Here is a 12,463-nt window from a genome sequence, read left to right as displayed (position 1 = left end):
AACACCTGCAACTGTCGTGCCCGCTGGTTGCCTCCGACCCTCTTTGAGGCGGTACCTGAAGGCCCGCGGGCCGCCCATCCTGCCTCGCGCGTCACTATCTGACGCGCGAGGCCACCGCGAAGGCCGGCAGACAGCTCAAAAACGGGCGCGATACGAATGCAAGACGCCAGTCCGTCGGCAGTTTATGCAAACGGACCGGCAAGTTTTACGTCAGCCTAGATCGACCGGCACGAAGATCTGTGCGTTATCGCGCTGGATCAGCAGGGCGATGCTGTTACCCGCCTGCGCGATCATCTGCTTCAACTGGTCGACGCTCGACACGGGGCGGCCGTTGACCGCCAGAATCACGTCACCCGGTTGAATGCCGGCGTTCTCGGCCGCGCCACCCGACTGCTGCACGAGCAAGCCGTGCGAGACGGAGGCGTTGCTCTTTTCGTCCGGCGCGAGCGGCCGGACGGCGACGCCCAGACGCCCCTGAACCTGGGCCGGCGCATTGTCGTTCGAGGCGACCTTGGCATCCGACATCGAACCGATGGTCACCTTGATGTCCTTGCTCGCCTTGTCGCGCCACACGGTCACGGTCGCCGTGCTGCCCGGCGCGAGGCTCGCTACCTGCGAAGGCAGATCGGTCGAATCCGCCACCGGCGAGCCGTTCACCGCGGTGATCACGTCGCCAGGCTGCAAGCCAGCTTTGGCAGCCGGACCGCCCGGATCCACCGAGCTCACCAGCGCACCGTTAGGCGTCGTCAAGCCAAACGAATTGGCGAGCGTCTGGTTCATGCCCTGCACTGCGACGCCGAGGCGTCCGCGGCTCACGTGGCCGGTCTTGACCAGGTCGTCCTTGACCTTGATGGCTTCGTTGATCGGAATCGCGAACGACAGGCCCTGGAAGCCGCCGGTTTGCGAATAGATCATCGAGTTGATGCCGATCACCTCACCCTGCAGATTGAACAGCGGGCCGCCCGAGTTGCCGGGATTGACCGGCACATCGGTCTGGATGAACGGCGTGTAGTTCTCGTTAGGCAGCGAGCGCGACTTCGCGCTGATGATGCCCGAGGTCACGGTGTTGTCGAAGCCGTAGGGCGAGCCGATTGCCACCACCCACTGGCCGACCTTGCTCTGGTTCGGATCGCCGATCTTCACGGTCGGCAGGTTGGACGCGTCGATCTTCAGCACTGCGACGTCCGACTGCTTGTCCGCGCCGACCACCTTGGCGCGGAATTCGCGCTTGTCGGTGAGCTTGACGGTGACGACGTTGGCGCCGTCGACGACGTGCGCGTTGGTCAGGATGTAGCCGTCGCTGCTGACGATGAAGCCGGAACCCAGGCTCGCGCTCGGCTGGTCGGATTGATCGCCGCCGTCGCCTCCGCCACCCTGCATGCCCGGCATATTGCCGAAGAAGTGACGGTAGAACTGATAGAACGGATCGCTCGGATCGATCGGCAGTTGCTGGGCGTTGCCGCCGTTGTCGCCGCCACCGCCGCGCAGCGCGGTCTGCTTGACCACATGTTTGGCGCTGATGTTGACCACAGCCGGGCCGTAGGTTTCAACGAGGCCGGAGAAATCGGGGATGCCGGTTTTGGCGGCGGCCTCGGCAGGCATCATCGCGGCTTGCGCCGGTGTGATCACCTGGGGCGCCGGCACATCGCGATGGCCCGCCACATAGCCGGCGGACAACGCGACGGCAACCGCGACGGCAACGGCGCTGCGGGACAGGGTTTTCGCATTCATCGTGTACTCCTGACAGGGAGGAAGGCTTTAGGGATGGGATGAAGCGTACGGCCTGTCTCTTAAAAGAGTCTTAAGCAGGGGAACTTCGGCAAAAAGGCCTGCTTCTCAAAACCGCACGCTGACTTCGAGACCACCCGCCGACGCCTCGCCCAGCGTCACGCTCGCACCGTGCTGAAGCGCGATGCGCCGCACGATGGCGAGTCCCAGCCCACTGCCCGAAACGTCCGTGCGAGCGCGGTCGGCGCTCGCCCCAACGCGGTAGAAGCGGTCGAACACCCGCTCGCGCTCGTCCGGTGGAATGCCCGGCCCACTGTCGGCGATGCGCACCACCGGATGCCCTGCTTCGACCAGCAGGCTCACGTCTACCCGGCCGCCGCGCGGCGTGTATTTGGTTGCGTTGTCCACCAGATTGTTGAACATCACGCGCAACGCATCGGCGTCGCCGATCACGGTAGCGGCCTCGCTCGCCTCCACGCCGAGATCGACTCCGCGCTGCTGTGCGAGCGGCGCGTAATTCATCACACAGTCCTCAAGCAGCGCGTGCAGATCGATCGCCTTGGTCTGCGTGTGGCCGTCCGGTTCGGAGCGCGCCAGCGCCAGCAATTGCTCGGCAAGGCGCGTGGCGCGCGTGACGCCGGCCTGCAGATCGGCCAGCGCTTCGCGGCGCGTCGTATCGTCGGTCGCGCGGGCGACCAGTTGCGTCTGGATCTGCACAGCGGCAAGCGGCGTGCGCAGTTCGTGTGCGGCGTCGGCAACGAACGCCTTCTGCGTGTCGAGCGCGCTGGCAAGCCGCTGCAGCAGGCCGTTCAGCGCACGTACGAGAGGCTGCACTTCGAGCGGCAGCCTGCTGTCGGGCAGCGGGTCGAGCGCTTCCGGATGGCGGGTTTCGAGCGCACCGGTCACCCGGCGCAACGGCTTGAGCCCACGCCCCACCACCACCCAGACTGCCAGCCCGAGCAGCGGCAACAACACGATCAACGGCCACAAGGTGCGTAACGCGACGTTGGCGGCGAGCCGGTTGCGCACCGAAACCGGCTGCGCGAGTTGCACGACGTTGTCGCCGACGATCGCGCCGTACACGCGCCAGTCGCCACGGTCGGTGCGCTCAGTCGAAAAGCCGAGCTCGGCGCGCGGCGCGAGCGGCGCGCGCGGCCGCGAGTAGTACATCAACGCGCCGTTGCGATTCCAGATCTGCAGCACGATGCCCTCTTCGCCGGTGTCGCGCGAGCCGAGCACCTGCGAGAAGGGCTCGGACGGCAGCGCCTCGGCGATCTCCTGCAACTGGTAATCGAACAGTTCGTTGGCTTCGGCGAGCGCCTGGCGGTAAATCAGCCAGCCGGCGATGCCGACACCCAGCAACACGATGGCAAGCAGCCAGAACAGCAATTGACGGCGAATGGAACGCATCGGCTCAGGCGTCCTTGGCGATCATGTAGCCGAGGCCTCGCACGTTGCGGATCAGGTCGGCGCCGAGCTTCTTGCGCAGCGCGTGGATATACACCTCGACGGTGTTGCTGCCGATCTCCTCGCCCCAGCCGTACATTTTTTCTTCGAGCTGGCTCTTCGAGAGCACCGCGCCCGGCCGTGCGATCAGCGCCTCGAGCAGCGCGAATTCGCGTGCGGACAATGCGACCGGCGCGCCGGCCAGCGTAACCTGATGCGAGGCCGGGTCGAGCGTGAGCGTGCCGTGGCGGATGGTCGAGTCGCTGCGACCCGACTGGCGGCGGATCAGCGCGCGCATGCGGGCGCCGAGTTCGTCGAGATCGAAAGGTTTGACGAGGTAGTCGTCGGCGCCCGCGTCGAGTCCCTTGACGCGATCCGCGACCGCATCGCGCGCCGTGACGATCAGCACCGGCAGCGTATGGCCGCGCGCGCGCAGCGTACGCAGCACGTCGAGGCCGTCGCGCTTGGGCAGGCCCAGGTCGAGCAGCACCAGATCGTAAGGTTCGCCACCGGCCGCGCTGAGCGCCGCTTCGCCGTCCTCTACCCAGTCGACCGCAAAGCCTTCGCCACGGAGTGCCTTGCGCACGCCCTCGGCAATCATCCGGTCGTCTTCGACTAGCAATATGCGCATGACTCTACGATTCCGAAACATTCATGATGCCGCATTCTAGCGCCCGGCCCGGGCGCGTGCGTCTGAGCGCCCGCCGATTGCTGCAGGTGCGAGGCAATTTCACCGCAGCGCCGCAGCATGTCTCTACAATGAGCGCTTTTGCGCAGCGCGCCATCTGATCCCGGTTCAAGGGGCCACATGGCGACTCGCACAAGGCGCGTCGGCCTCGCGCATGGCGGTGAAGATTTGCTCAGCGCGGCCGTTACACCTCTTGCATGCCCTACATCAGCGCAGCGCGCCGCGCGCCGTGCTTCAGCCGTGACTCTTTGGTTCTTTCGCCCGTTCATGACGCACGTCTTCCTGTCTTCTCTGGTCCGCCGCCTCGCGCCGTGCGCCGCTTCGTCCGCTCCGCTTGTCCCGCGTGCCGCCGCTGCACCGTCGACATGCTCCACACTATCCGACCCGGCACGGCGCCGTGGCACGACGGGCGCCGCGGCTTTGCTGCTGGCCTGCGCCGCCCTCTCCTGCACCGCGCCGGCACAAGCCCGCGTCAAGGCCAAGCACCCTTCGGTCAACGTCAGCACGGTACTGCCGGCTTCGGTGATGACGGGACTGGCGCGCGCCCACGTGCCGTTGTCCAACATCAGCGTGGTGGTGGAGAAAGTCGGCGATCGCACGCCGATCGTCGCGCTCAACGCCGGCAAGCCGATGATGCCGGCCTCGACGATGAAGCTCGTTACCACCTACTCGGGGCTGTCGATCCTCGGCCCCGACTATCGCTGGCGCACCAGTGCCTACGCCGACGGCAATCTCGACGCCAACGGCATCCTGCATGGCAATCTGTACATCCAGGGCACCGGCGACCCGAAGCTGGTGCCGGAAGAACTGATCGACCTCGTGCAGAAGATCCGCAAGGCCGGCATCAATGGCATCGACGGCGCACTGGTGCTCGACAAGCGCTATTTCGATCCGTCCACGCGCGACCTGCCGCCGTTCGACGACGATGCCACCGCTCCCTACAACGTCGGCCCCGATCCGCTGCTGTACGCTTTCAAGTCGCTGTCGTTCACGCTCACGCCGTCGCCTGACGGCAGCGTCGCCGTGGACGTGGTGCCCGCGCTCGCGCAACTACAGATCGACAACCAGTTGCACGCCACCGGCGGCCCATGCCGCGGCGAACTGCCCACGCCGGCGGTGACGCCGCAGCAGAACGGCATGGTGAGCGCATCGTTTAGCGGCGACTACCCCGAGCGCTGCGGGCCGCGCACGCTCAACGTCGCCGTGCTCGATCACTCGGCGTTCTTCGCGGGCGGGTTCCTCGCGCTGTGGGAGCAGAACGGCGGCACCTTCACGGGCGCCACGCGCGAAGGTCCGGTGCCGGTCGAAGCGCGCCTGATCGCCACCCACCAGGGGCCGGTGCTGTCCGATATCGTTCGCGACATCAACAAGTTCAGCAACAACACGATGGCGCGCAATCTGTTCCTGACGATCGGCGCGGTCACGAGCAAGCCGCCGGCGACGCCGGAGAAATCCGCCGCCGCGATCGAAGCGTTCCTGCAGAAGAGCGGCCTGAACATGGAGTACCTGTCGCTCGACAACGGTTCGGGCCTGTCGCGCGACGAGCACATCACGGCGCTCTCGCTCGCCGATCTGTTGCAGGCAGCCAACGCGAGCCCGGTCGCCCAGGTGTTCGTCGATTCGCTGCCCGTAGCGGGTGTCGACGGCACCATGCGCAACCGGTTGACCACGCAGCCGGTCGGCGGCAATGCGCACATCAAGACCGGCACGCTGCGCGACGTGCGGGCAATCGCCGGCTACGTGGCCTCCGCCGACGGCACCAGTTACATCGTCGTCAGCATCATCAACGATCCACACTCGGAGGCGGCGCGTGCCGCGCACGATGCGCTGCTCGAATGGGTCTACCAGGGACCGTCGCAACCGATGCAGGAAGTCGCCGAGGAACCGCGCGCCAAGCCCAGGAAAAACCCGCACAAGCGCAGCCAGCATTGAGGATTCCTTCTAGCGAAGCCATGCGCGACGAGCCGCAGAGCGTGTACGCTTGCGGGCAGTGTTTGAAGCGCATGTCAAACTGAGCGTGGCGCGCGCGAGCCGCGCGCCCCCGATGACGGCGTTGCGCAATCAAACGATAAAGACAACGCCCGCTGCGGCATTCGCAGCGGTCAGGGACCACGGAGGAAGACGTCCATGCAATTCGATGCCGAATTGCTGCTGCTCGCCATGGCACCCGTCTTCCTCGCATGTATTGGCTGGGAGGCGTGGCACCTGCATCGCACGCGCCCGCAAGCAAGCCTCTATAGCTGGCGCGACACGCTTTGCAACGCCGCACTCGCGCTCATGCAGCAGGCCGCCGACAAGCTCGCGTGGCTCGCGATCATTCCCGTTTATGCGTATTGCTTCAACCACTTCCGCGTCTATACCTGGCACGCGGGATGGGTGTCGTTCGTTGTGCTGTTCGTCGCGCAGGACCTGCTCTACTACGTGTTTCACCGCTGCAGCCATCGCGTGCGCTGGCTGTGGGCCGCGCATGTGGTGCATCACTCGTCGGAGCGGATGAATTTTTCGACCGCGTTCCGCCAGAGCCTGATGTACCCGATTGCCGGCATGTGGGTGTTCTGGATTCCACTCGCCTTTCTCGGTTTTCCGCCGAAGCAGATCGTCGCGATCGTGCTGATCAACCTCGGCTTCCAGTTTTTCGTCCACACGCAGGCCATCGGCAAGCTCGGCTGGCTCGAATACGTGTTGAACACGCCGTCGATCCATCGCGTTCATCACGCGCGCAACGACCGCTATATCGACCGTAACTATGCCGGCGTGCTGGTGATCTGGGACCGCCTGTTCGGCAGCTATGTGGAGGAGGATGCGCACGATGCGCCCGTCTACGGCATCGTCGAACCGCTCCACACCTACAACCCGCTCAAGGCGACGTTTCACGAATGGGCGTCGATGGGAGCCGATTTCCTGCGCGTGCAGGGATGGCGCAACAAGCTGCGCGCACTGTTCGCGCCGCCGGCATGGGCCGCCGAGTATCACGCCGCGCTCGCCGCTGAGGCTGGCGGCCACGATCTGGACGAACATTCGGAGCAACGCCCGAGCGAACCTGCCGATGTATCGGCAAACCACCGCGCTGCGTTTCAAACGCAGCGCGAATCAGGGAAGATTCTGTAAGCTGTCGCCACGCCGCCGACGCGGCGGGCGCCGCCTGCATCACATGGCAACAAGGCCACACATACGAGGAGATGAAATCAACATGAAACAACAGGGAACGAAACATCGCGGTCTGCTGCGTTTGACGCAAGTCGCGATCGCCAGCACAGCCTTTGCCATGCTTGCAGCCTGCGGTGGCGGCAGCAGCAGCAACAACAACTCGAGCAGCACACCGGCGGGCGGCGTGAACCTGCAGGTCGTGTCGTTCGGCGACAGCCTCTCGGATGTGGGCACGTATTCGCCGGTCATCTCGGCAAACTTCGGCGGTGGCCGCTTCACCACCAACCCGGGCGAAGTGTGGACGCAAAAGGTCGCTGAATACTACGGCGGCACGCTGACGCCGGCCTACCTCGGCGGCTTCGGTCAGCCGCTGGTCGCAGCGGGCGGCTACGGCTACGCGCAGGGCGGCTCGGACGTCGTCAACGCGCAAGGCGAAGGTTGGGCGCCGAACAGCCTGGCGGCGACGACGGTGCCGGTGGTGACCCAGGTGGCGAACTACCTGAGCGCCCATACGAGCTTCAACGCGAACCAGCTCGTGCTGGTGAACGGCGGCGCGAACGACATCTTCCAGTTCGCGACCACCGCCAATCTGACGGCGCTCGCCACCGCACTGCAGACGGTATATCCGCAGGAAGTGGCGGCCGGCCTGCTGCCGAACACACAGGCGGGCCAGGTGGAGTTCATCGCCGGCTACCTGCAGCAGTTGTCCAACCCGCAGATCGCGCAGGCCGCTGCCCAGCTTGCCGCTCAAGTCCAGACCATCGTCAACTCGGGTGCGACCCACGTGGTCGTGTCGACGGTGCCGGACATTGGCAATACGCCGCTCGGCGTTGCAGCCAACGCGGCCACGCCTGGCTCGGCAGCACTGCTGTCGGGGATTACCGCGGCGTATAACGGCATGCTGGTCCAGGCCCTGACGCAGCTCGGCCTGGTGGGCAACGGCAAAGTCATCGTGGTCGATGCGTTCACGTGGCTCGATCAGCAATTGCCGAACTACCAGTCGCTCGGCTTCACGGTGTCCAACACGGGCACGGCGTGTAACCTGTCGTCGATGATCGCCAACGCAACCGCGTACGCCACTGCGAATCCGGGCGCAACCAACGGACTGACCGCTGCCCAGTACGGCGCACAGTTCGGCTCGTCGCTGTTCTGCTCGCCGCAGACCTACACGGTGGCTGGCGCTGACCAGACCTACATGTTCGCGGACACGGTCCACCCGAGCACGCACATGCATGCTCTGTTCGCGCAGTACGTCGAGCAGCAGGTCGCGGCGACCGGTTTGGGTAAGTAATTGGGGAAGCGGCGGATCGGGGCGATCTGCCGTTACCTTAGTGGTAGTGAAAGGCCCGGCTGGGTTCAGCCGGGCCTTTTTGTTTGGTGGACGTGAGTTGGAGACAGCTTGTGGGTGACGGTGCTCACGCCGAGTAAATTCATGCCAACAACTGGTATTTTCATGCCAATTATTGGCATTTTGGCAACTCGGAACTGAAACCTACCCCTGCGCTTCGAACGCCGCAGCCGCCCGGCCGAGCCGGTCGTTCACTGCGATCCATTCGATCGTATCCGGCAGCTTCTCGATCAGAATGCGGGTCACGTTCGCCCGGTCGAGTGCACGCAGCAAACTGTAGAGTTCACGCGCGTACACATGGGGATCTTCGGGCGCGGCCATGAAGTGCACACCGTCGGCATCGGCCCAGTGGCCTGCGCGCGACACGCGGGCCACCAGCGCCACGCGCTCATTGGATTCACGCGCCGCCAGTAAGGGCTCCAGCGCCTCGAATGGCAGCAGCGCGAGCGGCGTGCGCGGCGCGTAGTGCGCCTTGAGCGTGCCCGATGCTCGCGGCGCCGTCGCATCCGAGCCATCCGGCAGACGCGGCGCCTCGCCCAGCACTTCGGCGATATCCTGAGGCGTCACCCGTCCAGGGCGCAGCAGCGCCGGAAAGCCGCGCGACAAATCGAGGATGGTCGACTCGATGCCGACATCCGACGAACCACCGTCGAGCACATGAATCGTGCCGCCGAACTCGTCACGCACGTGTTGCGCCGTGGTCGGGCTCACGTGACCAAAACGGTTCGCCGACGGTGCAGCTACCCCGCCGTGACCACCGCGCAGTGCGCTGAATGCGTCGAGCAGCGCCTGCGCCACGGGATGCGACGGGCAGCGCAAACCGACCGAGTCCTGTCCACCGCTCACGGCAGCGGGGATATGCGCAGCGCGCTTGAGAATCAGGGTGAGCGGACCGGGCCAGAAAGCATCGATGAGCCGCAGCGCTTCCGGCGGCAAATGCTCGACCCAATACCCCGGATCGCCGTGCGGCGCGAGGTGCACGATCACCGGATGATTCGCCGGCCGCCCTTTCGCTGCGTAGATACGCGCTACCGCGTCGGGGCTCTGGGCGTCGCCGCCTAGGCCGTAGACGGTTTCGGTCGGGAACGCGACCAGTTCACCGGCGTCGAGCAGCGCGGCGGCGTGCTCGATTTGGGCAGCGCTCACGGCAGTGACGCCCGGTGTGGCGCCAGAAGCTTGGGCAGCCTTGGCAGCGGCTGAGACAGCGGCCGCCGCAGCGTCGGCAGGTTTAGCTTGATCCGGCATGATGGCGCGCGCGTCAGCCCTTCACGATATGCAGCAGCCGGGCGCAGTCGCGCGCAGCCGTGCGGGCTTCGTCGAGTGTCGCGGCGGTGAAGTTCACGTGGCCCATCTTGCGGCCGGGCCGTGCGTCTTCCTTGCCGTACAGATGCAGCCGCGCGGCTGGCATCGCCGCTACTTCGTGCCATGGCGGCGTGACGGCCGCACGCTTGCCGCCATCCGGGAACCAGATATCGCCAAGGATGTTCAGCATCACCGCCGGCGAGTGCTGGCGCGTGTCGCCGAGCGGCATGCCCGTCATCGCCCGGACCTGCTGTTCGAACTGACTGGTGGCGCAGGCATCGACGGTGTAGTGGCCGGAATTGTGCGGCCGCGGCGCCATCTCGTTGGCGACCATCGAGCCGTCTTCCAGAATGAAGAACTCGACGCACAGCACGCCGATATAGCCGAGCTTGTCGGCAATCTGCAGCGCGGCCTGCTGAGCCTGGCCGACCAGCGTCGGGCTCGCATCCGGCGCCGGCACGATAGTGTGCGAGAGCACGCCGTCGCGGTGAGTATTCTGCGCCAGCGGATACACTACCGAGGTGCCGTTCGCGCCGCGCGCAATCAGCGCCGACACTTCGAACTTCAGCGGCAGGCGCTTTTCCAGCACGCAGGGCACGCCGCCCAGCGAAGCATGCGCCTCGCGCACTTCCTCGGCGTTGCGCACGCTGACCTGGCCCTTGCCGTCATAGCCGAGACGGGCAGTTTTCAGAATGCCGGGCAACACGGCAACGAGGGTGGCGTCGTCGATAGCGGCGAGCGCATCCGACGATTCGATCACCACGTGCGGCGCAACGGGAACGCCCGATTCGACGATAAAACGCTTCTCGGCGATACGATCCTGCGCCACGGCCACACAGCGGCCGGCCGGGCTCACGAAGGTGGTGCGGGCGAGAAAATCGAGGCTCGCGGCAGGCACGTTCTCGAATTCCGTCGAAACCGCCGCGCACAAACGCGCGAGTTCGGTCAGCGACGCTTCGTCGTCGTAGGCGGCGCGCAGGTGGCGGTCCGCGACAGCGCCAGCCGGACTGCCTTCGTCCGGATCGAGCACGGCAACGCGATAGCCCATCGCCTGGGCGGCAAAGCAGAACATGCGGCCGAGCTGGCCGCCACCCACCATGCCAAGCCATGCGCCGGGCATAATCGGTGAAACCGGTGTGTTGTCTGGGTTCATCTCAGTGGTCGGTCACGGCCGGCGCGCATCGCTGCGCGCCGCACCGGGGGTCAGGCAATGGACATCAGGCCCGATCACGTCCGATCAGGCCGTCATCCGGCCTTCATCGGGTCTTCAAAGACGCGCTTACAGCGCGGGCAAAACCATCGCGTGCGCGGCTTCGTTCTGCCGCACACGGAACGCGGCGAGCGCGTTCGCGTATTCGGTCGAAGTCACGCTCAAAATCGACACAGCGAACAGCGCCGCGTTGGCCGCGCCCGCTTCGCCGATCGCAAACGTCGCGACCGGCACGCCTTTGGGCATCTGCACGATCGAATGCAGCGAATCGACACCCTTCAGATACTTGCTCGCCACCGGCACGCCGAGCACGGGCACCGTGGTCTTGGCGGCCAGCATGCCGGGCAAGTGCGCAGCGCCGCCAGCGCCCGCGATGATTGCGCGCAGGCCGCGCTCGCGCGCCTTCTCCGCATACTCGAACATCTCGTCGGGCATCCGGTGCGCGGATACGACCTTCGCTTCATACGGTACGCCGAATTCCTGCAGGATCGCAACGGCGTGCTTCATGACTTCCCAGTCGGAACTGGACCCCATCAGCACGCCGACGAGCGGCGCAGCATGCGTATGTGCCGTTTGTGCTGCCTGGGCAGTCTGGACTTGGCTCATCTGTGAGACTTCCTCATCTTCCTAATCTGCTCTCGCGGCGTTAAGCGAGCTTCTGCCCGGTCAGGCGCTCGAGCGCTTCCTGATACTTAGCGGCCGTCTTCGTGACGACCTCGTCCGGCAGCTTCGGCGCCGGCGGCTCTTTCTTCCACGGCTGGGTTTCCAGCCAGTCGCGCACGAACTGCTTGTCGAACGACGGCGGGTTGGTGCCCACCTGATACTCGTCCGCCGGCCAGAAGCGCGACGAATCGGCCGTCAGCGCCTCGTCCATCAGGTACAGCTTGCCGTGATTGTCCAGACCGAATTCGAATTTGGTGTCGGCAATGATGATGCCGCGGGTTGCGGCGTAGTCCGCCGCTTCCTTGTACAGCTTGATCGAGATGTCGCGGATCGTGGCCGACAGTTCGGTGCCGATGCGGCGTTCCATCTCGTTGTAGGTGATGTTCTCGTCGTGGTGGCCCATTTCGGCCTTGGCTGCCGGCGTGAAGATCGGCTCGGGCAGCTTCTGCGCATTTTGCAGGCCCGGCGGCAGTTCGACGCCGCACACGGCGCCCGTGGCCTGGTAGTCTTTCCAGCCGCTGCCAGCCAGATAGCCGCGCACCACCGCTTCGACGAGGATCGGCTCGAGGCGCTTCACCACCACGGCGCGGCCCTTCACCTGCTCGGCTTCGTCTGCCGCCACCACCGACTCCGGCGCCACGCCGCTCAGGTGATTCGGCACGATGTGCTTCAACTTGTCGAACCAGAAGTTGGCCATCTGGTTCAGCACGCGACCCTTGTTCGGAATCGGCTCGCCCATGATGACGTCGAACGCCGACAGACGGTCGGTGGTGACGATCAGCAACTGGTCGTTGCCCACCGCATAGTTGTCGCGGACCTTGCCGCGGCCGAGCAGCGGCAGCGAGCGGAGCGTGGATTCGTAGAGGGTAGACATCGTCGTAGTTCGCTAAAAGTGGGGCAAAAAGTGAGACCGGAACAAAAGGGAAACGCC

10 protein-coding genes are annotated in these 12,463 nt (G+C 65.5%); 3 read left to right on the top strand and 7 right to left on the bottom strand.

Going from position 1 to position 12,463, the window contains the following annotated elements; all coding sequences use genetic code 11:
* Window positions 1-210 precede the first annotated feature (210 nt).
* The 3 genes from BLQ92_RS14205 to BLQ92_RS14195 form a co-directional block, all read right to left on the bottom strand.
* Window positions 211-1,731, bottom strand: a complete 1,521-nt coding sequence (locus BLQ92_RS14205) for a DegQ family serine endoprotease (protein ID WP_090685125.1) — start codon at window positions 1,729-1,731, stop codon at window positions 211-213.
* A 105-nt stretch (window positions 1,732-1,836) separates the two neighbouring features.
* Window positions 1,837-3,138, bottom strand: coding sequence for an ATP-binding protein (locus tag BLQ92_RS14200; protein ID WP_090685124.1), 1,302 nt, complete (start codon window positions 3,136-3,138; stop codon window positions 1,837-1,839).
* A gap of 4 nt (window positions 3,139-3,142) precedes the next feature.
* Entirely contained in the window at window positions 3,143-3,805 is a 663-nt protein-coding gene (locus tag BLQ92_RS14195) for a response regulator (protein WP_090685123.1), read from the bottom strand.
* A 324-nt stretch (window positions 3,806-4,129) separates the two neighbouring features.
* Here BLQ92_RS14195 and dacB point away from each other — a divergent pair, with 324 nt between their 5' ends.
* From dacB to BLQ92_RS14180, 3 genes are all read left to right on the top strand, one after another.
* Window positions 4,130-5,794, top strand: a complete 1,665-nt coding sequence (gene dacB / locus BLQ92_RS14190) for a D-alanyl-D-alanine carboxypeptidase/D-alanyl-D-alanine endopeptidase (protein WP_090685122.1) — start codon at window positions 4,130-4,132, stop codon at window positions 5,792-5,794.
* Between the two features lie 195 nt (window positions 5,795-5,989).
* A complete protein-coding gene (locus BLQ92_RS14185) occupies window positions 5,990-6,970 on the top strand; it encodes a sterol desaturase family protein (RefSeq protein ID WP_090685121.1) in 981 nt (326 codons plus the stop codon).
* 82 nt (window positions 6,971-7,052) lie between these two features.
* Entirely contained in the window at window positions 7,053-8,300 is a 1,248-nt protein-coding gene (locus BLQ92_RS14180; RefSeq protein ID WP_090685120.1) for an SGNH/GDSL hydrolase family protein, read from the top strand.
* A gap of 201 nt (window positions 8,301-8,501) precedes the next feature.
* Here BLQ92_RS14180 and BLQ92_RS14175 read toward each other — a convergent pair whose 3' ends face one another.
* The 4 genes from BLQ92_RS14175 to BLQ92_RS14160 form a co-directional block, all read right to left on the bottom strand.
* A complete protein-coding gene (locus BLQ92_RS14175; protein WP_175772051.1) occupies window positions 8,502-9,602 on the bottom strand; it encodes an L-threonylcarbamoyladenylate synthase in 1,101 nt (366 codons plus the stop codon).
* 13 nt (window positions 9,603-9,615) lie between these two features.
* Entirely contained in the window at window positions 9,616-10,812 is a 1,197-nt protein-coding gene (locus tag BLQ92_RS14170; protein WP_090685119.1) for a 5-(carboxyamino)imidazole ribonucleotide synthase, read from the bottom strand.
* A gap of 126 nt (window positions 10,813-10,938) precedes the next feature.
* Complete coding sequence (purE, locus tag BLQ92_RS14165; protein WP_090685118.1) at window positions 10,939-11,475, bottom strand: 5-(carboxyamino)imidazole ribonucleotide mutase; 537 nt, start codon at window positions 11,473-11,475, stop codon at window positions 10,939-10,941.
* A 40-nt stretch (window positions 11,476-11,515) separates the two neighbouring features.
* Complete coding sequence (locus BLQ92_RS14160; RefSeq protein WP_090685117.1) at window positions 11,516-12,406, bottom strand: phosphoribosylaminoimidazolesuccinocarboxamide synthase; 891 nt, start codon at window positions 12,404-12,406, stop codon at window positions 11,516-11,518.
* Between the last annotated feature and the right edge of the window lie 57 nt (window positions 12,407-12,463).

The sequence above is a fragment of the Paraburkholderia phenazinium genome, from assembly GCF_900100735.1.
Classification (GTDB): domain Bacteria; phylum Pseudomonadota; class Gammaproteobacteria; order Burkholderiales; family Burkholderiaceae; genus Paraburkholderia; species Paraburkholderia phenazinia.
This window is presented reverse-complemented; position numbering and strand designations above follow the sequence as displayed.